Consider the following 22,285-nt stretch of genomic DNA (forward strand, 5'->3'; position numbering starts at 1 on the left):
GTGGAAGCCTTGTGAGGGGTGGAGCTGACCGGTACTAATAGGCCGAGGGCTTGTCCATCGCAGATGACTGGATGCTCGCGCACACTATTTTCGCGCACACACCATTGTTTTGATAATTTCATGTTTGCTGCTGTTGTTGTGGCTCTCAGGTTTCCCCATCAGCTTTTGTTGGTGTGGGGTTGGGGTTACGGCGGTTATGGCGGGAGGGAAACACCCGGTCCCATTTCGAACCCGGTCGTTAAGCTTTCCAGCGCCGATGGTACTGCCTCCATGGTGCGGGGTGGGAGAGTAGGTCGCCGCCGGACATTTTTTTGCGGGGGACTCCTTTTGGGGGGTCCCCCGTTTTTTTGTTGTGTGTGGGGGGTGCCGTGGGCGCCCCCCCTTTTTTTGTGTGCGGAGTTGTCCCGGCCCCGTAGCCTCGCGCAACTTCACGGTCGGCGGTTGAGGCGGCTAGCCTCACGGGATGGACCGCATGGATGGGACCTGGGAACCCTCGACAGCGGGTGTGCTGCGGTTGCCTTCGGGGCTGCTTATCCGCGGCCGGGGGCTCCGGAATCCCTTCCCGCAGGGCCCAGAGCCCACCTTCGCGCTGTACCTGCTGGGGCGCCGTCCGCCTCCCGTGGCCTGGGAGAGCCGGTGGGTCCGCTGGCCCGAGTTCTGGTTGCCGTCCGACCGTGCCGCGCTCGCCGACGCCCTGCGTCAGGCGTTGTCGCGCGCTGCGACGGATCGCGTCGAGGTGGCGTGCGCCGGTGGGCGCGGCCGAACCGGTACGGCGCTCGCCTGCCTCGCAATCCTCGACGGGGTGCCGGCCCGCGACGCGGTCGCCTACGTCCGGGAGCACTATTCACGCTATTCCGTCGAGACCCCTTGGCAGCGCCGTTTCGTCTCCCGTTTCGATTAGGTTCCCTCGGTGCTGGCGGCGGGCCCGGGACTGCATTGCGAGGAGGCCGGCATCGTCGAGGCCGCGTCCGAAGCGTTCGTAGAGTGCCGATTTCTCGGGATGTCGACAAGGCTGCACGTCGACTTTGGCGCGGCGAGCGGACCGGCGTCGCCGTCGAGTCCCGCCCCGTCGGCACGTCCCGCCTACTCGGACCCGGGAAGTTCGCGTTGGAGGAGGGCGACGTCGATCCATCGGCCGTGTTTCCAGCCGACCTTCGTGAGGGTTCCGCGGTCGGTGAAGCCGAGGCTGCGGTGCAGCGCAGGCGACCCGGGCAGGCCGGTGTCCGCGATGACGGCGATGATCTGCCGGATGCCGATCCGCTCGCACTCCTCCACCAGGGCGGTGAGCAGTGTCCGGCCGATCCCCTGCCCGCTGTGCCCTGGGGCGAGGTAGATGGAGTCCTCGACGGTGTGGCGGTAGGCGGCGCGCGGCTTCCACGGGCCGGCGTACGCGTAGCCGACCACGGTGCCGTCGAGTTCGGCGACGATGAACGGGAGGCCGAGGTCGGTGACCACGGATATCCGGCGTCGCCATTCGGCGTGGTCGGGCACTTCCTCTTCAAAGGTGGCCACGGTGTCGGTGACGTAGGGGGCGTAGATGCCGGCGATGGCGTGGAGGTCGTCCTCGGCGGCCGGTCGGACTTTCACCTGTGCGTCGGCCATGGTCCCGGTCTCTTCTCCGGCACGGTCCGGAGTTGCCCAGGTGGGACTCTGCGTGCCAGGGGCGAGGCTATGCGGGGTGTGCGGCCTGATCGTCCGATTTCGACGCCGGGCGCGGCGAATTTACACACGGTTAACGGGAGACGGGGCATCCGTCGGTGCTGTCGCTGGTGCTTTCGCCGGCGCTGCCCGTGCCGTGCGGGGTTCGTCCGTTGGGGTGGTGCATGCGGCCGGGGCCCTGCGTCGTACGGGGCAGGGCGGCAGTTCGGGGCAGAGAGGGGGCGGAGAGGCGGGGGTCAGTCGTCCTCTGAGTCGGTCACCTCGGGTGAGTCGGAGTTCTGACCGACGAGCGCCAGCAGGTCTTCGTCGGACATCGCCGCCCAGTCAACATGCTCGTTCATGGTGTGCGATTTCCCCAGATTCAAGATCAATAAGCCTGGTTGCCGCCACTTCGGTGATGAAGACGGGATGAATAGCCGATATTCCGGATGGTGAACTGCGCCGTTTCCGCCGTCAGAGGCGGCGATTGACCGCTGCTCGGCATTCCGGGCAGCGGCACCGCTTGTTGTAGGCGGTCATGGTGCCGTGGGCCAGCTCCGGGTCCCGCTCTCGGGTGAGCGTGGCGTCGAGCTGGTCGCCGAAGGCGGTGAGGAGCCGCGCCGCTGCGAACACCCGGCGGGGACTCACCCCCAGTTCGCGCGAAGCGTCGTCGATGTGCGCGCCCATGCGCAGTCTCGCGATCAGTTTCGACCGTGTGGGCGGCGGAATCTCCTCTTCGGCGTTTGCGATCATCTGGTCGGCGTCGTTACTGGGTCGGCTCATCGATTTCCTCGGTAGGTGCGGGAGAGGACCCCCGGCGATCCACCCAGCATGGTACGCGCCCGGCGGCAGCAAAACTGCGCGCCCATGGCGTACGGTGACTGAATGTAATCATTGTGTGGTCGTCGATGTGAGCGGTCTGACCAGCCGATGAGCTGAGATTTCGGGGCGGGGCACCTAGTATTGCCAGTGGTGAGGCAGTCCGCCTGCGCCCCGGACGAGTGCGTCGTACCCGGCTTGACAAGACGACGCTGAACTCGCTAATGGAGGCGACCATGGCGTGGATCTTTCTAGTTGTGTCCGGACTCCTCGAGACCGCGTGGGCGACCGCGCTCGCGATGTCCAAGGGCTTCACCCGGCCGGCTCCCACGATCGTCTTCGTCGTCACGCTGGTGCTGAGCATGGGCGGCCTCGCTCTGGCCCTGCGCACCATCCCCGTCGGTACGGGGTACGCGATCTGGGTCGGGATCGGCGCGGTCGGCACCGCCGTCATCGGCATGACATGGCTCGGTGAGGGCGTGAGCGTCGCCAAGGTCCTCTGCCTGATGGTCATCGTGGGCGGCATCGTGGGACTGAAGCTGCTCCACTGACGCGCCGGCACACGGGGGACCGGGCCGCGAGACGCGGCGGGCCGGTCCCCGCCGCTGCGGGCCCGGTCCCCCGCCGGTGCGGGCACCGGGCCCTTGGGCGAACCCGGCGGTCCGCTACCTGCCCGCTGTCGGCGCACTGCTCGGCGACCGACACGGGGAGTTCCCAATCCCCCTCATCTCCCCCTTCCGTCTTCCGTCGAACTCCGGGTCCACTACCCCCGGGGCCGTTCGACGGGTGACGTGTGAGTCGTGTGCGGCCGCCTCCGGGCCGATCCGGGTCGCGGGCCGCTGCCGCCACCACCGTCGCCACACGCGCCCCTCAAGGCACCTGGAAGCGCGTGGGACCAGTCGCGCAAAGCCCGAAAGGGTGGGGATTTCCGGCCGTTCGCCGCCAATTTCTAGAAACTCATTGCTAGAGGCTAAACCGAGTGTTTTTCTGGTTGGGCACGACCACTGCACTCAGCGTGTCTGGATCATCAACCATGACCAGTCCCACAGTCCGTAGGCGGCGCTTGTCAGCCGAGTTGCGGCTGTGCCGTATGCAGGCGGGTATGACACTCAGCGACGTCGCCGATGTCCTGGAATGGTCGCCGGCGAAGCTCGGCCACATCGAGACCGGCATCCGCAAGTGGCCCTCGGTCATGGAGGTCTCGGCGCTGCTCACGTTGTACGAAGTCACGGGTGGTCAGCGTGAGGCGATCCTGACCCTCGTGCGCGAGTCGCGGCTGCGCCCCTGGTGGACCGGCTACGAGGACGTCCTGTCGTCGGCCTACGTCGGCAACGAGGCGGGGGCGGCCGCCATCGACACCTACCCCGGCATGCTCGTCCCCGATCTCCTCCAGGTCCCCGACTACACCGCGGCCCTGGCCAGGTCCCAAGGGCGCGGGCCGCGCGCGGTCGAGCGCATGGTCGCCGCCTACGTCAAACGTCAGGAGGTACTCGACCGCGACAACCTCGGCCGGTACCACGCCTTCGTGGAGGAGGACGCACTCCAACGGGTCGCGGCAAGCCCGGACCTGTTCCGCGCCCAGCTGCGGCGGCTCATCGACACCGCCGAGGACGGCGGGCAGGCCGTGGTGCAGCTCCTGCCGACATCGAGCGGCCTGCACGCGGGCGCGGCCGGGCCGTTCACGGTCCTGGAGTTCGACGACGACGAAGCGTCGCTGGCGTTCGTCGACGCCACCCACGGCGGATCCATCGTCGAGTCGGAGGAGTCCGTCGGACGCTGCCAGCGGGTGTGGCGGCGACTCCTCGCGCACGCCGCGTCCCCCGAGTCGTCGCTGACCAGCCTGAAGCGGTTGGCCCTGCTCACCTGACATTCCGCACGTCCACTGCTGCGCAGCCCCCTGGAGTGATGACCGTGCCACCGAGCGACCGACCACCGGAGGATTCCGGCGCGCCCCTCCCCCTTGGCATCGCGCCCGGGGCGGCCGGCGAGTTCCGGGGTGTGCTGCGCCGCCGCGGCTGCGACCTGCACTACCGGCTGGAGGGCTGGCCCGGCCCGGCGGTGGTGCTGTGCCATGGCGCGCACATGGACCTGCGGATGTTCGACGCGCAGGTCGCTCCGCTGGTGGCCGCGGGGTACAGGGTGCTGCGCTGGGACCTCCGGGGGCACGGCGCGTCGAAGCCCATGGGGCGTGACGCCGACGTCGTCACCCTCACGGCCGACCTCCTCGCAGTGCTCGACGCGACGGTCGGTGCGCCCGCCGTGCTGCTCGGGCACTCCTACGGCGGCTTCGTGGTCCAGGAGCTGTACCACCACTACCCGGAGTACGCGACGGCGCTCGTCCTGGTCAGCACCTTGTGCACCACGCGTCCGGTGGCCATGCACGAGTGGTGGCGGATGCGCGCACAGCACGCTGCCGCGGTCGCGCTGCCGCGGGCGGTGCGGGCGAGGGGGATCGGGGCGCACGCAGCCGAGACCGCTGCGGCGCGCGCGTACTCGGAGCACGCAGCGGCGGCGCTCGACCGCGACGAGTTCCGTTCGGTGCTCGCTGGGGTGCGCGGCGCGTTCCGCGCGGACCCCGCGCACCGCATCGACGCCCCGCTGCTGCTCGTGCGCGGCTCCGCCGACCGCGCCGACCCCGGCGTCGCAGCGACCGCCGCGGCGTGGGCGCGGCGCGAACCCGACTGCCGCTACGAGGTGGTGCGGCGCGCGGGGCACAACGTCCCCCAGGACCGGCCCGCCGCGTTCAACGACATCCTGCTCGACTTCCTCGCCGAACGGGCCCCCGCTCGCCCGGCGGGGGCGGGGCCCGGTCCAATGGCCTGATCCGGACGGTCCGGGGCGGGCGAATCCGCCGGTCACCCTTAAGGCTTCGGTAAAACCCCGGTGTACGCGTACGGCGAAACCGGTGAGGGGGCCGGAGTATGGACGTACCGGTTGCTAGTCTGCATGGGGACACACCTATACGTTCTCGGCTGACGCTTCCCGCTGGGCGGTCCGACCGGCCCGGCCGGTATTCGGTTCTCCCGTCCACCGGGCCGCGCCGGGTGAGAACTCGACTCATATCCGTGATTGAAGAAGGGGTCCACACCGTGAAGAAGATCCTCGTCCTGGTGCTGGTGGCCCTCGGGGCGTTCGCCGTCTACCGCAAGATCCAGGCCGACCGCGCCGAGCTCGACCTGTGGACGGAAGCCACGGCCGCCAGCGAGAACTGATCCCGACCGGGCCCACCCGGCAACCAGCACCATCCCAGGTCGGCGCGCGTGATCCGCGTGCCGCCGGCCCACAGTGCGGCGTCCGCGGGCGCTCGGAGTCCGACGTGCGGCGCCACCGCCGCGGTGGAGCCTACGAACGGTCGCATACCGAGCCCGCCGCGGTCCATCCGCGGCGGGCCGATCACTGTCGCCCATGCCGGTATGCTGGGACCGACCACGTCGCCGGGGAACACGTCCACTTTCGTGCGCCCGGACGACCTGGCCGGGGGCCATAGCTCAGTTGGCAGAGCGCCGGTTTTGCATACCGGAGGTCAGGAGTTCGAATCTCCTTGGCTCCACCACATACGCGCACGTCACAGCGCATGAAGACGGCCACCCGCGAAGCACGGCGGGTGGCCGTTGCACATTCAGTGCACATTCCGATCGTCAGGCCGCCTTGGCGCGCCGCTTCTTGTCGGCCTCCTTGGCCTTGCGCAGAGCCGCCGCCCGGCGCTCCGCCATCTTCTTGGCGACCTCGTCCAGGCGGTCAGGGAAAAGATGCCCGTAGGTGTCCAGTGTCATCGTGGCGGTCTTGTGCCCGAGCATCGTCTGAATGACCTTGACGTCGGCCTCCGATGCGATGGCCAGGGACGCGGCGGTGTGCCGGAGCTTGTGCGCCGTCACGTTCAACTCGGCGAGGCCGGCCGCCCGCACCGCCGGTCCGAACACCCGGGTGCGGAAGTTGTCGTAGTGCAGCGGGCCGCCCTGAACCGCTGTGAACACAAGGTCATCGGCGCCCTTGCCCTTGAGTAGTGGGCGCAATTCCTTGACCAGGAATCCGGGGACGGGCACGGCCCGCTGTTCGTGGTTCTTGGGGGTGTCGAGGTAGTGCTTGCCGGACTCCCGCCCATAGGTCACCTCGACATGGACGCGCCGCCGAGTCAGATCGACCCTGCCGACCGTCAGCGCCGAGACCTCTCCCCAGCGGAGCCCCGTGTAGGCGAGGAGGAGCACGAGCACCCGGTGGTCCCCCGTATGGGAAGCCAGCCGCTCTACCTGGACGTGATCCAGGTAGACGTGTGCGCTGGGGACGACCAGCGGCAGGCTCACCCCCTTGGCCGGATTCACCTGGATCCGCCGGGCCTTGACCGCCCAGGCGAGCACATACGAGAGCGCGTAGGAGACCTTGCGGACGTACGAGGGTCCCAACCTGCCGCCCCGCTTGCCGGGTTCGTTGAGGAGCCGGTTCACCCACTCCGAGACGCCCTCGAACGTGATGCGCTCGATCGGCACCGCGCCCCACTCGGGCAGCACGTAGTTGTCGAGGTAATCGCGGTAGTCGCGCCGAGTGGAGCGCTTCAGGTGATGTTGCGAGGACAGCCATTTTTCCGCGATGTCGGCGAACGCCACCTTGCCCGCTGCCGGATCCCGGTAGCTTCCCTCGGACAGCTGACCCTCGATCTCGACTTGCCGCCTGTCGGCGTCGGGCTTCTTCTTGAAGGTGCCCGCGCTCTTCTGATCCCCTGCGGGGTCGTAGTACCGGACTATCCAGCGTCCGGGCGGGGTGCGCTTGGCGCTCTTGGCCTTGGCCACCGCTTCCCGGTATGCCTTGTCCTTCATGCGGTCATAGATCCATGCCCTGGCCATCGTTGTACGTCCTTTCGTGCGGGGTGGTCAGGGCTGATTGAGGACCCAGGAATGGACCTCGGCCGGGACGTAACGGACGTAGCGTCCGATGCGGTAGGAGGGCGGGCCGTCGCCCTTGTAGCGCCATTCATAGAGGGTCTTGGCCGGCACGCGGAGGAACGCGGCGGCATCGGTGACCGACCAAAGCGAAGGAGTGCGCCGGGCGCCGGTGGAGGAGTCGCCGTTGGGGGTGCGGGTCGCGGTGCTCATGCGGCCTCCGTTGCCGAGTGGTCCTGTTGCCGGGCGTGGTCGAGTTGCGCGCGTCTCTTGAGTGCTTCGCCGACCGCGCGCAGCAGGCGGTGTTCGCGGGGCGGGACGTCGGGATCGGTGGGGCGCGCCAACTCCCACGCGGTGTCGGTGCCAGCCATGGCCAGGCGGACCGGGGAGTCAGCGCCGGAATCGGGTTCGGGGTTGGCGGGGTCGATGCCGAGGGTTTCCAGGACCCAGGTGAGGCGGTCGGCCTTGTGGTCGGCCACCGTCTTGCCGGACCACTTGCGGGAGACCAGGACGCGGCGCCCGGCGTAGCCGAGGTGTTCGCGGCGGTGGGCCTTGGAGCGGCAGAATCCGGGACGCATCCCTTCCTTGGCGTCTTGGGGCTGGATGCCGTAGCGCAGCCAGTTCGAACACCGGGGCGAGCAGGGTTCGAACCGCAGAGCCTCAACGAGGCGTTCCACGTGGCGCTCTTGCGCGCTCGATTCCACGGCGTGGCAGTCGGCGATGTCCTTGGTCAGGTACTTCGCGAGGTAGCGGACGCACCGGTCGGCATCCTCCGACCCCGCCAGGCCCCCTTTGGCATCCACTTGGCGGCCGAAGCGGACCACGTGCAGGGGTTCGGCGTCCGGGTCGGCGTCGAGGTCGTCCAACGCCTGATCCCAGGTCGGCAGGACTTGGCCGGTGGTCATGTCGACATAGCCGCCCGCGTCGACGTCCCATGCGGGCAGGTTCGCCCCGTCGTAGACCACGGTGTCTGCGGGTGGCCACCAGACCTGGTGGTAGGTCGCGGCGGCGATCTGGCGCAGCTCGGCACGCGGCAGGGTGCCGCGGGTGGCCATATGCAGGTGCGGTGCGAGACGCCGTTGGGGTTCGACGGCGGCGAAGTACTGGATGTCGAACCCGGCCACGCGCCGCAGGTTCTGCACGAACCGGTCGATGAGCTTGGAGAAGTGCAGCGCATCGCGCGCGGCACGCCGGTAGTCATACGTCGAGGGGTCGACCGGGGTGCCGTCGGAGCGCACCCGCCCGTAGGAGTCGAGCGTGAGCGTGAGGAACAGCGAGGGCCGAAAGGTCCTTCCGGAGGCGGGGTCTTCGTAGGTCTGACTGACGGTGCGCCGGGTCATGGGCCGCTTGGGCAGGTCGGGTGCGTCTTGGCGGCGGCGGGTCGAGCGGGTCCGGCGCGGTTTCGGTTCGGCGTCGGAGGGCGGTCCGGCGGCGCCGCGCAGGCCGGATGCGGTGATCTCCTCGTCCAGATCCGCAATGGCGGCGTCGAGCACGGCGAGGTCATCGGGGCCGGCACCCCCACTCGCGGCGAGGGCATCGCGTTCGGCGGTGATGACGGCCCGCTGTTCCAGCCAGGAGCGCTGCACCGCGGACGGGTCATCCGGGGTGGTGACGGGTTCCTCGGCGAGGTGCCAGCCCTCTTCGCACTGCGTGCGCCGGATGGACCGCTTCCGTTTGGCGCAGGTCGGGCAGCGGGACTCCAGCGTCGAGCCGCACGGCACGTCCACGATTTCGGTGCGCCCGGTGGCCAGGTCGGTGCGCCGCAGCGATACCGGCCGGATGCACACGCCTTTCTCGGCGGCGATGGTCTCGGCTACTTCCCGCGCCAGGGGTTGGGCGAGGCGTTCGGCACGTGTGGTCTTGCCGGTCGGGGTAGGCATTCAGCACCACCCTCCACGGCGAGGAGGCCCGGCATGGCGCCGAGACGTCAGGCCCCGACCAGAGGCGAGTACCTGTGCGCATGGGGCGTGGTGGTCGTGAGCGCGTTCATGATCCTGGTCGCGGCGACCGTCATCGTCAGCCAGTGGCATGGAGGTCCGACGCCGCGCATCATCCCATGGGGGACGGCATTGGGCATGTCGATCTTCCTGATCTGGGGCGTTGTCGATATCCGCCGGTATCACCGCTCCACCTCCCGGCCCGAGGAAAGCCCCTGAGCAGCCATGGCGGCGATGTCCTCATCGGTGACGAAGGCGGCACGCACCCGGACCGGGACGGGTGATCCTTCGAGCTTGACGAACCCGACCCCGGGCAGGTAGGGGTCGATGAGGTGGGCATTCGCACCCCGCTCCCGGGCCCCCTCGCCGAGGACCATGTCCACCTGACTCGCTTCGTCCAGGCGGAGGGCGATCTTGTCGGGGAAGAGGTTGCGCAGGTTCATGACCTCCTTGCGGGGGTCTTGGAGCGCGGCCAGCACGCACACCCCGACCGAGCGGCCCTGAGACGTCAACGTGGCGATGGCGTTCTCGGCGCGGCGGCGCACGTCGCGGTCGGGGTGGTAGGCCGTCAGGAACGCCACCTCGTCCACCACCACGACGACGAACGGGTCCGTGGGCGAAGGCGTGTGGGTGCGCTGCTTGCCCGCATACCGTGCGGCGCGTTCCTGCATGCGGGCAACGGCCTGTTCGAGCAGGTCTACCGCGGATTCCCCGGAGTCGGCGTAGTGGGCAAACAGGGGGCGCCCGTAGGAGAGTTCCATGCGCTTGGGATCGATCGCCCACACCTGCACCGACCCGTCACCGATAGCCGGAGTCAGGGCGCGGATGGCGGACCAGATCACCGACCCCTTGCCCGCACCGGTCACGCCGACCGTGAGCACGTGGGTGCCGTGCAGGCGGAGGCGCCAGGTGTCGCCCTCTTCGGTGCGGCCCATCGCCACCCCGCGCAGATCCACAGGACTGTGGACGGGCAGCGCGTCCAGCGGTTCGGCGAGGGTGTCACGGCGCGGGAACTCCAAGGTGACGTCCCGCGCCCCGTTGACGTGGACCCGGCAGGAGGGGGCGGCGAAGCCGTGCGCGAGTGCGTCAACGCGGGTCTGGAAGTCTTCCGGGGTCGTGCCTGGGACGATCTTCACGCGCACCCGGTCGGCCCATTCGGTACAGGTGACCCGCCGGATGCGGGGCAGGTAGCGGCGTTCCTGGTAGGACTCCGCCAGTCCGGCCACGACGAGGACGGGTTGCCAGTGACGTCGGTAGTTGGTCAGCCACCGCCACTTGGCCAGCGCGGGCAGGGCGACGCGGGTGCAGAAGGTGTGCGGCCAACGCCACCACCACAGCACGAGCACGGCGACAGCGATTGTCCAGGAGGCGGCCAGCGGCACCCATCCCCCGGAATCGAGGATCAGTGCCGAGGAGACGACGAGCGCGACTGTGACCGGGGCGCGCACCGGGAGCAGCACTAGCAGCCGCACGAGCGCCCAGACCCATCGGGCGATGACGAAGATGCCGGGGGTCTCGACCACAGGCACCGTGAACCGGATGGTCTGCGCCGGGATCGGCGCGGTGGGCTGCTTCTGGGCTTCGCCGGTCGATCCGCCGAGCATCAGGACTCACCCCCGGTCCGTTCCTGGGTGCGCAGGGAGTCCAGGCGTGCCTGTGCGTTGTCGGCGACCGCGCGGGTTTCGGTGTCGCGGGTCTGTTCGGCGATCCGGTCGAGGAGCGAGGACTTCCACGCCATCAGCGCCGAGTCCCCGGAGGGAGCGGACCCGATGGTCCGGCACTCGGAGCGGTGCCGCAGAGCGGCCAGGAACGCGGAGATTTCGCGCGCCATCGGACGCGGCTCTGGGGAGGTCATAGTCTGGCTCCGTCTCTTTCTCGTGCTCTGGAGAGGGCATTCGTTCGAGGAGAGGGACGGGGGCGGCCCGGTGTTGGCGCATCAGGCCGCCCCGCTTCGCTGTTCTAGGCGGCAGCCGCATCCTTGGCGGCCGGAGCGGGAGCAGAACGGCGCCCACCGCCGGAGGTGCCGGGCGTCTTCACGCCCTTGGCGCGCAGCGAGTAGGCCACGCGGGGGCGGCGGCCGTTGTCGTCCACATACGGCATGACGGCCATGTGGTCGAACTCCACCGGGCGGAACGGCAGCCCGGGAACCTCGTCGGGCAGGGTCGGGCAGACATCCGCCGAGACCTTGACCTTCACGCTCTTGGCTTTGCCGCGTGCTTCCGGGTCGGCGTCGATCACGTCCACCGCCCACAGCGGCTGCCCGGTGTCCTTGTCCAACTGAGGCTTCTTCGTCTCGAAGTCGGTGATCGCTTCCACGCCCAGCGCGTAGGCCCCGGCGGGGAAGACCGTGGAGAACTCGACCGGGATCGCACCCTGAATTGCCATGTCAACGCTCCTGTTCATTACGTGCCGCACACAGCGGCGGTGTCGTCCGGAGGCTCCGAACAAGCAATCGATACATGTTTAGCATGTATGAGTTCTCGTTGTCACCACTTCCCGGTGCCGTCGGCCCCTGCGGTTGGGGGACCGTGTGTCTCGTCCGCCTTGTTCGGACGGTTACCACCATCGGCGATGAGGCAGGGACGCGATCACTACGCGGCGGGACGTGTCCGGGACGTCCCGGTGAGGCGGGTCGGGGATTCCTACATGGCTGGACGTGTTCAGGACGTCCCGATACTGTGAGCGCGTCCGTAGACGTCCTCTGAACACAGGATCCATGCCAAACGAGAGGTTGCGCGCCGCGCTCTTGGAGCACGGTGTTACCCCCGCCGATCTCGCCGCGGAAATCGGCGTGGACACGAAGAGTGTCGAACGGTGGATCAGTCTTGGCCGGACCCCGTACCGGAAGCACCGCTTCGCCACCGCGGCGCGACTCGGCATGGACGAGACGTACCTGTGGCCGGCGGCGCTGAGCACGGAGCAGAGCACAGCGGCATCAGAGAGCGAGATCATCGCCGTCCACCCGCACCGGTGGACCGTGCCCCGCGACACCTGGAAGCGCCTGTTCGAGTCGGCGACCCAAGAGATCGGCGTTCTCGTCTACAGCGGGTTCTTCATGGCCGAGGACGCCAGCATCCTGGCACTGCTCAAGGAGAAGGCCCAGGCAGGGGTGCGGGTGCGCGTCCTACTCGGCGACCCCGACAGTGAGGCGGTCGCCCAGCGCGGCGCCGACGAGGGCATTGACGATGCGATGGCAGCGAAGATCCGCAACGTCATCGTCCTTTACAAGTCGTTGCGCGCGGTCGAGGGTGTCGAGTTCCGGTTGCACGGGACGATCCTCTACAACTCGATCTATCGGGCAGACGAGCAGATTCTTGTGAACACCCACGTCTACGGCGCCCCGGCGTCCAACGCTCCCGTGTTCCACCTGCGCAAGATCGCCGGGGGCGGAATGGTGAACACCTACCTCGACAGCTTCGAACAGGTGTGGAACCAGGCGACGCCGCTCACGTGAGGAGCCCCATGCCCCGCCGGATCGACTACTACGACGACCCCGAGGCTCCCGAGGCCAACAGCCGGGTGCCGTCGGTGAACGTGGTCGTGGTCAACGACCGCGATGAGGTGCTGGTGATCCGCCGCACCGACAACGACAACTGGGCGGTACCGGGCGGGGCGATCGATCTCGGCGAGTCGGTACCGGCGGCCGCGATCCGCGAGACCGAGGAAGAAACCGGCATCACCTGCGAGATCACCGGTATCGCCGGGATCTACAGCGACCCGAGGCACGTCATCCTCTACACCAGCGACGGCGAGGCGCGGCAGGAGTTCTCCATCGTGCTCACGGCCCGCCCGGTGTCCGGTGAGCCGAGGACGAGCGACGAGTCCCGAGACGTCCGGTGGGTGCCCAAGGCCGAAGTGGCGGAGCTGCGCATGGACCCGTCCATGCGGTTGCGCCTCGCGCACTACCTCAACGGCGCGGTTCCGCACATCGGCTGAATCTGCGAGGGCCGGTCAGCCGAGCTTGGCTATGCGCTCCTCGACATTGCGGACCGCCGCGGTGAGCGCGGGAGATGAGCGGGTGATGGCACGGTGCACCAGATCCTCAGGGCTGTAGCGCTCAAGGATCTCCGAAAGGCGCCGCTCCACCGTCAGCCGCCCGCCGTCCGGGCTGGTGGTCATGTCGGAGTAGGTCAGCGCGTCCAACAGCGGCTCTGGCGGAAGGCCGAACTCGCCGGCCAAGTCTTCGCGCAGCCCGCGTTCCTCGGCTTCGACCAGGGCGCCGGAGTGGTGCGCCACCAGACAGCACAGGCGTTCGTCGGCGTAGAGGACCTCACGGAGGTACCGGGCGCCGTCGAGCGGGTGCAGACCGGTGACCGCCAGCGCGGGCGAGTACCCGATGTCGTGCAGCCAGGCCGACGCCGTCACCATGTCCGTGTCGTCCTCACCCAGCACATCGGCGAGCGAGGCGGCCTGCTCGGCGACGCCTTGCGTGTGTGCCCACCTGCGGGGCAACGGCTCTTCGAGGAGCGTTCGCGCGAGATCCCGCGCCCATTGAACATGTCCCACATGTCTCAGGCTAGCGGTCGGCGCCTTCCGGCGGTCGCACGAAGCGCCCCTTCCCGTGGACGGACACCACCAGCCCGGAGCCTTCCAACTCCGACAGCGCTTGGCGCGCGGTCCCCCGCGAGACGCCGTAGTGCTGCACAAGCGCGGATTCGCTCGGGAGCGGGGCGCCGGGACCGAGGTCGCCGTTCTCGACCTGTGCCCGGAGCTCGGCCGCGATCCGCCGGTACTGGGGTTGCGAGGGGGCGGTGTCGGAACCGGCACGCTCTTCGGGGCTGCACACCACGCGCCCGGTACCGGGAAGCGTCTTGATCAGCCGATCCGCTTCCAACGAAGCAAGGGCACGGCGGACGGTGCTGCGGGCAACGTGAAACTCGTCCCCTAGTGCCGACTCAGAGGGAAGCGCGGCACCAGGCGCGAGGCCACCACTCGTGATGCGCTCGCGAAGCACCTCCGCGATCTGGCCATAGGCCCCCCACGGCGTGGAACGCGGACTCATCAGGGTTCCTCTCCTGGCGATGGGCGAACTAAATCGACGCGACTAACGCAAGAAGCTTGCACAAGTCGCTTACACAAGCAGCTTGTCAGTTCAGAGCGGATCCTTGTACCGACACCGCAGTGATCTGAGCTGGCAATAACCGTGCGACCGACGGGGAAGGTTCGTCGGCCGCACGACGTTCATGTCAGCCTGCCGAAGGCTGGATCAGACGCAGAGGGCGTGCAGCTCGCGCCGGTGGGCACTCCAACTGTCGGACGAACACGTCGATGTCAGGTTCGATCAACGTTGGCGCGTGGTCGGCGTAGGGGTCGTTCGCAGTGGCGACCCACAGATGGGCGGTACGTCGGATCGACCACTGGTCTCCGTAGCACGCCCGCAGCAGCCGCAAGAGCGGATCACGTCGTCCGCTCACGCCGCCACCGCCACGGGGCGTGCGATGTCCAACAGCACGGCCAGCCCGCGCAGCGACCGATCCTCGTGCGGCTTTTCGATGCGCGGAATCTGCCGAAGGACGTACGGCCGCACCATCGCGGCCTTCGGATGCACCGGATACGGCGGCGGCGGAGGGGTGAAAACGAGCGTGACGTACGGCCGACATCGGCTCAGTTGGGAGGGGCGATTGTCGCGATACCGGGCGATAGGGTTCCGCATGTTCCGCCTGCCTTCTCAGGTCGGGACCACGCCCCCGGAGTGTTCGCAGCACTCGCGGGGGTCTTTGCTACCTGCGGAAACCCTTGCCTGCACGGGCGGACATGTGTACCTCGTATCGGACATCCCATGGGACGTCTAGGGACGTCTTCTGTTATCGTCGTGGTCCCCGCACGACGGAGGCCGACGACGTGAACGACGCGCTACGCCAGGCACTTGCCGCCTCGCGACTGACAGACACCGACGTCGCCGCGCGTATCGGCGTGGACCCGAAGACCGTTCGCCGCTGGCTGTCCGGGAAGAAGCCCTACGCGCGTCACCGGTGGGCGGCTGCCGATCTCCTCGGCATCGCCGGGTCCGAGCTGTGGCCCGAGGACGAACCGCGTACGCCGCATGTGCCGGCCACGACGTCACTGCGAAGCATCTACCCGCATCGTTCCGACGTCCCGACCGATCTGTGGCGGACGCTGTTCGAGGAGGCCGAGCACGAGATCGGGATCCTCGTCTACAGCGGCCTGTTCCTCGCAGACGACGCGGGCATTCTGCGACTGCTGGAACGCAAGGCCCGCGCGGGTGTCGTCGTTCGCGTCCTTCTCGGCGACCCGGACAGCACGAGCGTCGCCCAACGCGGCACAGACGAGGGCATCGGCGACGCACTCGCCGCCAAGATCCGCAACGCCCTGGTGCTGTACCGTCCACTCTTCGGTGTCGACGGCATCGAGGTCCGCCTACACGCAACGGTCCTGTACAACTCGATCTACCGCGCCGACGACCAGTTGTTGATCAACCACCACATTTACGGCGCCCCGGCGTCGGCGACACCGATTCTGCACATCGACGGCCGGGCGAGCGCGGAAATGGCTATGACGTTCGTCCAGAGCTTCGAGCAGACATGGGAGACCGCCGCGGCCTACCGCCCGTAGACCGCGGTTGAGCCCGCACGCTTGCCGAATCGGGCTGTATGGGATCAAGGCGTCGGCGCTCCGCGCCGCCGCACCCGGCGTGGCGGTGGGCGCTCGGGCTGCGGGCTGGCGCCCGGTCCCGAGCGCCAGCCGGCACGCTTCGGGTTTCTCTCGGTCGACCGGACAGCCTGCCGGGTATTCGTTGTCGGTTCAGGTCTGGTGGTACCAGGGGGCTCCGCGCCCCCTGGACCCCCCGGAGCCCGCACGGAACCTGGCGCGAACAAGGGCGTGCGGGGGTCAAGACCGATCGCGCCAGAACCCGCGCGGGACGTTGAGCGCAGCTTGCGGTTGAAAGAGGTTCTGAGTATCGGCTAACTATGGTAATTAACACGACGTCCCGTGATGTTCCAATGTCGATTTACGTACCCCTTCGACTCTCGCATTTTAACTCCTGGGGAAATCGGTTTTCCAAATCCTATGGTGGTCGATTCTTGTATACTATTTACCGAAGTCCCGAGGTATTCCACGGAAAATTTTGCAAGAAGTTGATCTCTGGTTAATAGCGACATGCTCCAGTGTCGTGCTACGGAAAGAATGAGAATATCATTCAATGAGTTCCTGTAATTGGATTTTATCGCGTACTTATTAGTGAAGGCGTGAAATATTGAGAGCGAAGCCTCGGCAGAATGGTAAGTAAGCGGCCTGCAAAGGATCTCATTCTCCTCTAGATACTCCATTCTTGAGCGAGTGATTCGGGAGAATCTCGTCCCCGCGATTTCAGCGCAGGCACCCAGAAGCCAGCTCTCTCCATCATTAACCATTTTTGCTATCGCGCGATGGCCGATTTCTTCGACAGCTGGGTAGTCTTGGCCGAAGTAAAGGCCGATCTTATCCAACCTGCGAGACGCGTTCCAGGGTCTCCAGTTTGCATGTTGTTGAATGAATATTCGCCATTCTTTTCCAGTGAGGCTTGACATAGATTTCGGTCTTAGTTCGGATGGGATCCAGTATCTTAGTCGCCCTGTCCCCGCGTTTCTGACTCCCAAAAACTCCTGTGCTGTGGTTGAGGTGATGAAATTATTATTTCCGTTAGCAGGGGGATTTCCAGTCTTGTGGAGTGCCACTAGCTCTTGCGTGTCTAGCGCCAAATCCGCCATGTTTAGAAATATCCTACCTTTTGTTTCGATTGAGTCTGCAAAGCGCCCAGGTGGAAATATAGATGATCCGGACTGTTGCGCTAACCTCCATTGGGTACAGAGATCTGACCGTTTTGATCATTTGAGATCACTCTATATACAGCGAATGGAACCAAAGAGAAACCTGGGTACTGAGGGAGATCAGAAAATCCTTGCGCCCCCATGGCTCCCATGAAGGAATTTATGTACTCCGCAGTGCGATTTCGGTAAACGTTAATTGCATCTGCGAGACCTGGGTCCCCTGGGTAAACCGCATCCTCCATTCGAGAGTACTGTCCAACTGTTCCAACGATTGTCCACTCTTGTTTTTTTGTTCCGTACCTCGCGAATAGGATTTCTGGGTCGCTGTCTAGGTACTGGCGCCCCTCTTGAAGTCTTGCTCCAATGGAAAGACGATCGTCTTGAGTAGGAGTGAGATTCAGGTGTAGACCAGGATTGAACATCCCTCGCGAAATTCTGACTAGTGACCGTAGACGGTCGGCACCAATGGCCTTTCCAGGTTCTCCAGGCATTTCAAAGTCTGGAATCATTTTTTCGAGCTCTTCTATTTCGATTTTCTCGTTATTTACATTTCCTCTGCGCTGGTTTCTAGTTTGCTGCTGCTTCCCATTTGTGACCTTAGAAGATCGGGGAGCTGCTCCAATTCCTTGCAGTCCTGTATAGATAGTTGCAAAATTTGCGAATGATGTTGCTACATAACGAGCATCGAACAAGGATCCTAGAGCGCTTATTCGAACTATGCTTCCGATAGGAACTTCATGCTGAAGTGCGTCGGATGACCAAAACTCCGGAAAAGTTAGTTCTTCTGATATATCTTTCAGTATTCCTAAACTCTCAAGAGACTCTTCCAATATCGGAAACATGGCATCGCCAAAAGATTTACTGACATGAACTTCTGTCCCCCACTCTTGCTGATGACTTAGTATTCCTTTCGTGCCTCCAGAGGTAGTTTTCATTTTCTTGGTTGTGTTTCCTTGGTTCTCCGATATTCCTCCATCGATTTGAGCTTGCATGGATCTGACCTTGTCTGTGTCAACGTAGAGAAATTCTCGGAGTATCATCAAGTCTCCTGATTGAAAATTGGGAAGTTAGCGACTTGAGAAGCTAGCATTTCATTAGAATTTATGATTCTATTGTTCTTGAATGTCCATCAATATTTATTGCGGATCATTTTACACCCTGAGGCATCGATTGGTCTTGGTAATTGTGTCGTAGGTGTCGGGGTGCTTCGATGGCGCGACATTGGTGGTGGGTGGGTTGGAGAAGCCATCGCTGATGCACATTTGATGCACATGGGGCCGGGAGACCTGGGGAAAGGGCGGGAAGCGGCGGGATGCGGACGTGCAGGTGGCGCGCGGTTTCGCTCAGTTGGCCCAGGCCGCGTAGGCGGTCCCAAGTGATTTGCATACCGGAGGTCAGGAGTTCGAATCTCCTTGGCTCCACCCAGGAAAACGCAGATCAGACGGCAGTTTCGGGGACTCCTACGGGGGTCCCCGTTGTGCGTTCGGGAGTCAGGACCACCGCGCCCCGTCACCTCTTCGCGAGGCGGCGGGGCGCTTCTTTGTATGCGGGTGTGCGGGGTGGCCGTTGCCGGTCACCGCGCAACCGTCACAGGACGCGCACACGTCGCACCCTGTGACGGGCCTCGACCGGGGCCCGGAATGGGGAGGACGCATGAAGGCCATCAAGAGGACCATCGTGGTCGCGGCTCTGGCGGCGGCGGCGGGGGTCGCTGCGAGTGGGTGATCCCCGATGCTCAGAATGGCGGCAAGCGTTCGCGCAGTTCGGTCGGAGTCCACTGGGCTACTCGGTGCCTCGTAGTCGCTCGATGACACCTTCGGTGAGTTCCGGGCCGAGTTCCTCGAAGTCCCAGCCGGGATTCTCGCTCCGGCTTTGGTTGACCACCCAGAACACCAGTACCTCACCATCGGCGGATCTGGCGACCTCTCCGTAGGACCGGCCGTTGGCGCCGTTGTGCCAGAGTTCCGGCCCGCCGGCACCGTCGCGAACCACCCAGCCGTAGGCGTAGTGCGTGTCGCCGCCCGGCTCCTCTTTGACGCGGGGCTCGAACAGCTGCTGCTTGGAGTCCTCGTCCAGGATCCGATCTCCCCGCAGCGCGCTGTGCCAGAGGGCCAGATCGCGGGCGGTGGAGAGCATGCCTCCGTTGCCGAGCAGGTTCCAGTACGGGCCGTCCGCGGCCCACGAGTGTTCGAACGGTCGGCCCTGCGGCGTGCCATCGGCGTCGTACTCGACCGCTACGTTCCGGTCCGACCAGTCGGGTCGCACGTACCCGGTCCGGTGCATTCCGGCCGGCGCGAACACGTTCGCGGCCAGGTATTCCTCGTAACCGGTCCCGGAGGCATGCTCCACGATGGCCGCGAGGAGGCTGTAGCCGACATTGGAGTAGCGGTACTCCGCCCCCGGCGGGGACAGCAGCCGGGAGGAGAGGGCGGCGTCGACCAGATCCGTGCGGGAGACCGGTTCGTCGTCGTCGCCAAGGCTGTCGACGAGGCCCGAGGTATGGGTCAGCAGGTGTTGCAGCGTGAGGTCGCTCTTGTCCGATGGGACGTCATCGAGGTGGGCCGCGATGGGGTCGCCGACGTCGAGCTTGCCCTGCATCTGGAGCTTCAGCACGGCGGCCGCGGTGAACTGCTTCGTCATCGACATCACGTCGTAGACCGTGTCGCAGGTCGCGTCGGTGTTGGTCTTGCGGTCGGCGGATCCCCAGCCGCGGCAGTAGACGATCTGATCGTCTACTGCCGCGACCAGCGAACCACTTGAGCCGTCGGGCACGACCTCGGCGACGAACGCCTCGATGGTCTCCGGCCCGGAGCTCGCGCAGCCCGTGAGCAAGGCCGTGGCGACGAGCGCCGCGGCCATCACCGATGGGCGTGTCGGGTCATGGTGATTCGCCATGGAACTCGCTCAGGATCGGCCCGAGGACTGCCGGGTCGGCGACATGTCCGGTGACCTCGATGACGGCACGCCGGCCGTTGGGCAGGTGGGCCGCTGCGGCGTCGGCGGCCGCGGCGAAGAAGTCGGTGGCCAGTCCGGCCGAGTGCGGGTCGATGGTCGCGCCGGTGGTCAGCAGTACCGGTTGGGTCACTTTGGCGAGCCGGTCCGCGGGCGGCGGACCGTCACCGATGCAGGCGGCGTCGTAGCGCAGCATCGGCGCGAGAGCGGTCAGCGCCGGCCATACCGGGAGCGTCTCGGCCGCCGCGATCTCCTCGTCGGCAGCGCCGGCCAGCCGCATGAACAGGCGCACGGCCTCCTCCCGGTCGCCGCTGTCGAGCGCGCGGGTGAGATCGCGCTTGTAGGTGCGCCAGGTGGCGACCTGGTCTTCTCCTACCTGGTAGGGCACTTCATGAGCGGATATCCGGTCGATGGGCAGGCCGGCGGCGGCCGCCTCGAACGCGAGCGTGCCGCCGGAAGACGCGGCGAACACATGTGCACGGCCGCCGACCGCTTCGATGACGGCTGCGAGGTCATCGATCTCCCGCTCCACGGCATAGGGCTGGGTATCGCCGCTGTCGCCGCGCCCGCGACGCCGGTAGTCGACCACGGTGAAGGTGCCGGCCAGCCACCTGCCCAGCGGAATGTTCTCCGTCCCATCGTCGAGGCCGCCGCCGACGAGCACCAACGGGGGGCCGCTGCCGTGCAGTACGTCGTAACCGATGGCCGTGCCGTCGGCTGAGGTCACCTGTGGCATGTCGTCCTCCCCGGACTCACGTACTCCGACTCCGAATATAGGAACAGCGAGTTCGTTCCAGGAAGCGTTCTGTCGAAATGCGCGGTTTCCGTGACATCTGCGGAATCGCCCGGGCCCTCGATGCCGTCGGTGAACGGTGGGCGCCGGTCGCAGGGATATGCGGATACTCAGGGTGGATCGACAACTCGCGCGCCCGGGTGAAGACGCCGTCGGGGCAACTGCGGGCGGACGAGCTGCTCGCGCGGGGTTCGCCGGACCGGCTGCGTGCCGCCATCGGTGCGAAGCCGTGAACGGCAGGTGCGGGGACCCCCCAGGGGCCCCGCACCTGTGCGGGCGGGGTCATGGCCCTGGGGGTCAGGGGAGGGGGATGCGGTAGATGGTGGCGAGGCGGGAGGCGTCGGGGTCGGGGGTGGTGCTGGTGCCGAAACCGAAGCAGAGCCCGGCCGATGACGGGTCGGCGGGGTCGGTGAGGTGGATGCCCATGCCCTCGGGCTCGCGGCGGTGCAGGTCCTCGCCCGCGAGCGTGCGCACCCGCTGCGTGGTGGTGCCGTCGCGCAGGTCGACCCGTGTCAGGTGGGTGTTCCCGCCGGATCCGGGCGGGTTGCCGTCGCCGTAGATCTCGCCGTCGAGCAGGTACAGGTGGTCGCCGAAGACGGTGTACCCCTGGAAGGTCGTCCCGGTGAGTTCGGCGGGCTGGGCGACGTCGAACAGCGGTTCCGCGTCGGGGCCGGTGGCGTCGGCGACGTCGTAGACCGCGAAGCGGAATCCGCCGTCGACTCGGTAGCGCATGACGAGGCGCTCGTGAGCGGGGTCGACGTTGGCCGTGGTCCGGTCGGCGCCGTCGACCAGGACGCGACGGTCCAGGCCGGGCGTCTCGGCCGCGTCGATCACGGCGCCGTCGTCGAACGGGAACCGCAGCAGCCGGGTCCCCCACCCGCTGGCGCCTTCGGTCACGGCGTCGACCTCGGACCACAGGTGGCCGCCCGGCTCGAACCCGATGGAGACGCCGTGCCCGAAACCCTTCAGGTACATGTGCCCGGTGCGGGTGCCGTCGGCGTCCAGCCGGGTGAGGGTGAGGTCGCCGCGCCGGTTGCGTTCGGCGTACTCGGAGTCGCCGGGGGCGTCTCCGGGCAGGTCGGTGCCGCCCTGCACGATCTGCACCGTGTAGCAGTGCTGGTCGGCGCCGTCGAAGGCGAACGATTGCAGGATGGTCCGGTCGTGGTGCAGCCGGGCGTGTGTGAACAGCGGCTCGGCCGCCGTTTCGAGGTCGAACACGGGGGCGGCGGTGCGGGACGCCGGGGCGGCGTGCGACGGCCCGGCGGCGGCGTAGGCGGTGCCGCCCGCGAGGGCGGCCGCGCCGGCGCGCAGGACGGTCCGGCGGCTCGGCCCCGGGCGGGGCGCGGGGGTGTGGGGACGCGGTCGGGGCATCGGGACTCCTGGAAGAGGCGCCGGTGGGTTGCGGGGACCGCGGGCCGACAGGTGGGCCGGGGCGCGGGGGATGGAATACGGGTGGTGGGCTCGGTCGGCGGTGCCGTGTGGGGGATGGGACGCGGGGCCCGT

24 protein-coding genes, 1 tRNA gene, 1 rRNA gene and 1 riboswitch are annotated in these 22,285 nt (G+C 66.8%); of the genes, 11 read left to right on the forward strand and 15 right to left on the reverse strand.

The annotated features are described in order from the left end of the window. Positions 1-186 precede the first annotated feature (186 nt). Both rrf and CLV63_RS05035 read left to right on the forward strand, forming a co-directional pair. A 5S ribosomal RNA gene (gene rrf, locus CLV63_RS05030) occupies positions 187-305 on the forward strand. A 167-nt stretch (positions 306-472) separates the two neighbouring features. Further along, positions 473-901 carry a protein-tyrosine phosphatase family protein gene (locus tag CLV63_RS05035; protein ID WP_106582067.1) on the forward strand — a complete coding sequence of 143 codons (429 nt, stop codon included), beginning with the start codon at positions 473-475 and terminating at the stop codon, positions 899-901. A 182-nt stretch (positions 902-1,083) separates the two neighbouring features. On the opposite strand, the gene CLV63_RS05040 is transcribed toward CLV63_RS05035, so the two are convergent. After that, the gene (locus CLV63_RS05040; protein ID WP_106581721.1) at positions 1,084-1,602 is read right to left on the reverse strand and encodes a GNAT family N-acetyltransferase; all 519 of its coding nucleotides are present in this window, start codon (positions 1,600-1,602) and stop codon (positions 1,084-1,086) included. A gap of 510 nt (positions 1,603-2,112) precedes the next feature. Then, the gene (locus tag CLV63_RS05045) at positions 2,113-2,421 is read right to left on the reverse strand and encodes a hypothetical protein (RefSeq protein ID WP_106581722.1); all 309 of its coding nucleotides are present in this window, start codon (positions 2,419-2,421) and stop codon (positions 2,113-2,115) included. A 188-nt stretch (positions 2,422-2,609) separates the two neighbouring features. Beyond that, positions 2,610-2,673: riboswitch (guanidine-III (ykkC-III) riboswitch) on the forward strand. A gap of 20 nt (positions 2,674-2,693) precedes the next feature. Between CLV63_RS05045 and CLV63_RS05050 the strand changes: the two genes are divergently transcribed. The 5 genes from CLV63_RS05050 to CLV63_RS05065 all read left to right on the forward strand — a co-directional run bounded on the left by CLV63_RS05050 (position 2,694) and on the right by CLV63_RS05065 (position 6,010). Beyond that, positions 2,694-3,008, forward strand: coding sequence for a DMT family transporter (locus tag CLV63_RS05050; RefSeq protein WP_106582068.1), 315 nt, complete (start codon positions 2,694-2,696; stop codon positions 3,006-3,008). Positions 3,009-3,490: 482 nt separating this feature from the next. Continuing rightward, complete coding sequence (locus tag CLV63_RS05055; RefSeq protein ID WP_106581723.1) at positions 3,491-4,324, forward strand: helix-turn-helix domain-containing protein; 834 nt, start codon at positions 3,491-3,493, stop codon at positions 4,322-4,324. Between the two features lie 38 nt (positions 4,325-4,362). Next, positions 4,363-5,280 (forward strand): alpha/beta fold hydrolase, encoded by a 918-nt coding sequence (locus CLV63_RS05060; RefSeq protein WP_106581724.1) that lies wholly within the window; start codon positions 4,363-4,365, stop codon positions 5,278-5,280. A gap of 266 nt (positions 5,281-5,546) precedes the next feature. Then, complete coding sequence (locus CLV63_RS33450) at positions 5,547-5,669, forward strand: DLW-39 family protein (RefSeq protein WP_211301186.1); 123 nt, start codon at positions 5,547-5,549, stop codon at positions 5,667-5,669. Positions 5,670-5,934: 265 nt separating this feature from the next. After that, a tRNA-Ala gene (locus CLV63_RS05065) sits at positions 5,935-6,010 on the forward strand. A gap of 85 nt (positions 6,011-6,095) precedes the next feature. Here the strand turns inward: CLV63_RS05065 and CLV63_RS05070 are convergent. Genes CLV63_RS05070 through CLV63_RS05080 form a run of 3 tightly spaced genes read right to left on the reverse strand, consistent with a single transcriptional unit; the run spans position 6,096 to position 9,211 of the window. After that, positions 6,096-7,295 carry a tyrosine-type recombinase/integrase gene (locus CLV63_RS05070; protein ID WP_106581725.1) on the reverse strand — a complete coding sequence of 400 codons (1,200 nt, stop codon included), beginning with the start codon at positions 7,293-7,295 and terminating at the stop codon, positions 6,096-6,098. A 27-nt stretch (positions 7,296-7,322) separates the two neighbouring features. Further along, the gene (locus tag CLV63_RS05075; RefSeq protein ID WP_106581726.1) at positions 7,323-7,544 is read right to left on the reverse strand and encodes a helix-turn-helix transcriptional regulator; all 222 of its coding nucleotides are present in this window, start codon (positions 7,542-7,544) and stop codon (positions 7,323-7,325) included. Further along, a complete protein-coding gene (locus tag CLV63_RS05080) occupies positions 7,541-9,211 on the reverse strand; it encodes a replication initiator (protein WP_106581727.1) in 1,671 nt (556 codons plus the stop codon). Before CLV63_RS05080 ends, CLV63_RS05075 begins: the two co-directional genes overlap by 4 nt. A 33-nt stretch (positions 9,212-9,244) precedes the next feature. On the opposite strand from CLV63_RS05080, the gene CLV63_RS05085 reads away from it, so the two are divergent. Continuing rightward, complete coding sequence (locus CLV63_RS05085; RefSeq protein WP_106581728.1) at positions 9,245-9,487, forward strand: DUF3995 domain-containing protein; 243 nt, start codon at positions 9,245-9,247, stop codon at positions 9,485-9,487. Here the strand turns inward: CLV63_RS05085 and CLV63_RS05090 are convergent. From CLV63_RS05090 to CLV63_RS05100, 3 genes are all read right to left on the reverse strand, one after another. Continuing rightward, positions 9,451-10,872 carry an FtsK/SpoIIIE domain-containing protein gene (locus tag CLV63_RS05090; RefSeq protein WP_106581729.1) on the reverse strand — a complete coding sequence of 474 codons (1,422 nt, stop codon included), beginning with the start codon at positions 10,870-10,872 and terminating at the stop codon, positions 9,451-9,453. The two genes, CLV63_RS05085 and CLV63_RS05090, sit on opposite strands and share 37 nt — an antisense overlap. Then, entirely contained in the window at positions 10,872-11,123 is a 252-nt protein-coding gene (locus tag CLV63_RS05095) for a hypothetical protein (protein WP_146165513.1), read from the reverse strand. The genes CLV63_RS05090 and CLV63_RS05095 overlap by 1 nt, the downstream gene beginning before the upstream one ends. 104 nt (positions 11,124-11,227) lie before the next feature. Then, positions 11,228-11,653 carry a plasmid replication, integration and excision activator gene (locus tag CLV63_RS05100; protein WP_106581731.1) on the reverse strand — a complete coding sequence of 142 codons (426 nt, stop codon included), beginning with the start codon at positions 11,651-11,653 and terminating at the stop codon, positions 11,228-11,230. Between the two features lie 331 nt (positions 11,654-11,984). Between CLV63_RS05100 and CLV63_RS05105 the strand changes: the two genes are divergently transcribed. Further along, a complete protein-coding gene (locus CLV63_RS05105; RefSeq protein ID WP_106581732.1) occupies positions 11,985-12,722 on the forward strand; it encodes an XRE family transcriptional regulator in 738 nt (245 codons plus the stop codon). A gap of 8 nt (positions 12,723-12,730) precedes the next feature. Beyond that, positions 12,731-13,204, forward strand: coding sequence for an NUDIX hydrolase (locus tag CLV63_RS05110; protein WP_106581733.1), 474 nt, complete (start codon positions 12,731-12,733; stop codon positions 13,202-13,204). A gap of 15 nt (positions 13,205-13,219) precedes the next feature. Here CLV63_RS05110 and CLV63_RS05115 read toward each other — a convergent pair whose 3' ends face one another. The 3 genes from CLV63_RS05115 to CLV63_RS05130 all read right to left on the reverse strand — a co-directional run bounded on the left by CLV63_RS05115 (position 13,220) and on the right by CLV63_RS05130 (position 14,921). After that, positions 13,220-13,774, reverse strand: a complete 555-nt coding sequence (locus tag CLV63_RS05115) for an HD domain-containing protein (RefSeq protein ID WP_245928590.1) — start codon at positions 13,772-13,774, stop codon at positions 13,220-13,222. A gap of 10 nt (positions 13,775-13,784) precedes the next feature. Next, the gene (locus CLV63_RS05120) at positions 13,785-14,270 is read right to left on the reverse strand and encodes a GntR family transcriptional regulator (RefSeq protein WP_106581735.1); all 486 of its coding nucleotides are present in this window, start codon (positions 14,268-14,270) and stop codon (positions 13,785-13,787) included. Between the two features lie 408 nt (positions 14,271-14,678). Beyond that, the gene (locus tag CLV63_RS05130; protein ID WP_106581737.1) at positions 14,679-14,921 is read right to left on the reverse strand and encodes a hypothetical protein; all 243 of its coding nucleotides are present in this window, start codon (positions 14,919-14,921) and stop codon (positions 14,679-14,681) included. Positions 14,922-15,109: 188 nt separating this feature from the next. Between CLV63_RS05130 and CLV63_RS05135 the strand changes: the two genes are divergently transcribed. Beyond that, complete coding sequence (locus CLV63_RS05135; protein ID WP_106581738.1) at positions 15,110-15,841, forward strand: XRE family transcriptional regulator; 732 nt, start codon at positions 15,110-15,112, stop codon at positions 15,839-15,841. Between the two features lie 1,216 nt (positions 15,842-17,057). Here the strand turns inward: CLV63_RS05135 and CLV63_RS33135 are convergent. The 4 genes from CLV63_RS33135 to CLV63_RS05155 form a co-directional block, all read right to left on the reverse strand. Further along, positions 17,058-18,077, reverse strand: a complete 1,020-nt coding sequence (locus tag CLV63_RS33135) for a DUF6414 family protein (RefSeq protein ID WP_146165514.1) — start codon at positions 18,075-18,077, stop codon at positions 17,058-17,060. 742 nt (positions 18,078-18,819) lie between these two features. Then, positions 18,820-19,932 (reverse strand): serine hydrolase domain-containing protein, encoded by a 1,113-nt coding sequence (locus CLV63_RS05140; protein ID WP_170134150.1) that lies wholly within the window; start codon positions 19,930-19,932, stop codon positions 18,820-18,822. Then, on the reverse strand, positions 19,916-20,725 hold the full coding sequence (locus CLV63_RS05145) for an alpha/beta fold hydrolase (RefSeq protein ID WP_106581740.1): 810 nt from the start codon (positions 20,723-20,725) through the stop codon (positions 19,916-19,918). The genes CLV63_RS05140 and CLV63_RS05145 overlap by 17 nt, the downstream gene beginning before the upstream one ends. A 354-nt stretch (positions 20,726-21,079) precedes the next feature. After that, positions 21,080-22,153, reverse strand: coding sequence for a phage baseplate protein (locus CLV63_RS05155; RefSeq protein ID WP_106581742.1), 1,074 nt, complete (start codon positions 22,151-22,153; stop codon positions 21,080-21,082). Between the last annotated feature and the right edge of the window lie 132 nt (positions 22,154-22,285).

The organism is Murinocardiopsis flavida (assembly GCF_003014485.1).
Lineage (GTDB): Bacteria > Actinomycetota > Actinomycetes > Streptosporangiales > Streptosporangiaceae > Murinocardiopsis > Murinocardiopsis flavida.

What these genes read in the sequence shown, in the direction of transcription:
- CLV63_RS05040 (WP_106581721.1), bottom strand. Translation starts at nt 1,602, where the DNA reads ATGGCCGACGCACAGGTGAAAGTCCGACCGGCCGCCGAGGACGACCTC.
- CLV63_RS05100 (WP_106581731.1), bottom strand. Translation starts at nt 11,653, where the DNA reads ATGGCAATTCAGGGTGCGATCCCGGTCGAGTTCTCCACGGTCTTCCCC.
- CLV63_RS05080 (WP_106581727.1), bottom strand. Translation starts at nt 9,211, where the DNA reads ATGCCTACCCCGACCGGCAAGACCACACGTGCCGAACGCCTCGCCCAA.
- CLV63_RS05105 (WP_106581732.1), top strand. Translation starts at nt 11,985, where the DNA reads ATGCCAAACGAGAGGTTGCGCGCCGCGCTCTTGGAGCACGGTGTTACC.
- CLV63_RS05035 (WP_106582067.1), top strand. Translation starts at nt 473, where the DNA reads ATGGATGGGACCTGGGAACCCTCGACAGCGGGTGTGCTGCGGTTGCCT.
- CLV63_RS05070 (WP_106581725.1), bottom strand. Translation starts at nt 7,295, where the DNA reads ATGGCCAGGGCATGGATCTATGACCGCATGAAGGACAAGGCATACCGG.
- CLV63_RS05090 (WP_106581729.1), bottom strand. Translation starts at nt 10,872, where the DNA reads ATGCTCGGCGGATCGACCGGCGAAGCCCAGAAGCAGCCCACCGCGCCG.
- CLV63_RS05050 (WP_106582068.1), top strand. Translation starts at nt 2,694, where the DNA reads ATGGCGTGGATCTTTCTAGTTGTGTCCGGACTCCTCGAGACCGCGTGG.
- CLV63_RS05085 (WP_106581728.1), top strand. Translation starts at nt 9,245, where the DNA reads ATGGCGCCGAGACGTCAGGCCCCGACCAGAGGCGAGTACCTGTGCGCA.
- CLV63_RS05145 (WP_106581740.1), bottom strand. Translation starts at nt 20,725, where the DNA reads ATGCCACAGGTGACCTCAGCCGACGGCACGGCCATCGGTTACGACGTA.
- CLV63_RS05060 (WP_106581724.1), top strand. Translation starts at nt 4,363, where the DNA reads ATGACCGTGCCACCGAGCGACCGACCACCGGAGGATTCCGGCGCGCCC.
- CLV63_RS05075 (WP_106581726.1), bottom strand. Translation starts at nt 7,544, where the DNA reads ATGAGCACCGCGACCCGCACCCCCAACGGCGACTCCTCCACCGGCGCC.
- CLV63_RS33135 (WP_146165514.1), bottom strand. Translation starts at nt 18,077, where the DNA reads ATGATACTCCGAGAATTTCTCTACGTTGACACAGACAAGGTCAGATCC.
- CLV63_RS05045 (WP_106581722.1), bottom strand. Translation starts at nt 2,421, where the DNA reads ATGAGCCGACCCAGTAACGACGCCGACCAGATGATCGCAAACGCCGAA.
- CLV63_RS05095 (WP_146165513.1), bottom strand. Translation starts at nt 11,123, where the DNA reads ATGACCTCCCCAGAGCCGCGTCCGATGGCGCGCGAAATCTCCGCGTTC.
- CLV63_RS05140 (WP_170134150.1), bottom strand. Translation starts at nt 19,932, where the DNA reads ATGGCGAATCACCATGACCCGACACGCCCATCGGTGATGGCCGCGGCG.
- CLV63_RS05130 (WP_106581737.1), bottom strand. Translation starts at nt 14,921, where the DNA reads ATGCGGAACCCTATCGCCCGGTATCGCGACAATCGCCCCTCCCAACTG.
- CLV63_RS05120 (WP_106581735.1), bottom strand. Translation starts at nt 14,270, where the DNA reads ATGAGTCCGCGTTCCACGCCGTGGGGGGCCTATGGCCAGATCGCGGAG.
- CLV63_RS05055 (WP_106581723.1), top strand. Translation starts at nt 3,491, where the DNA reads ATGACCAGTCCCACAGTCCGTAGGCGGCGCTTGTCAGCCGAGTTGCGG.
- CLV63_RS05155 (WP_106581742.1), bottom strand. Translation starts at nt 22,153, where the DNA reads ATGCCCCGACCGCGTCCCCACACCCCCGCGCCCCGCCCGGGGCCGAGC.
- CLV63_RS05110 (WP_106581733.1), top strand. Translation starts at nt 12,731, where the DNA reads ATGCCCCGCCGGATCGACTACTACGACGACCCCGAGGCTCCCGAGGCC.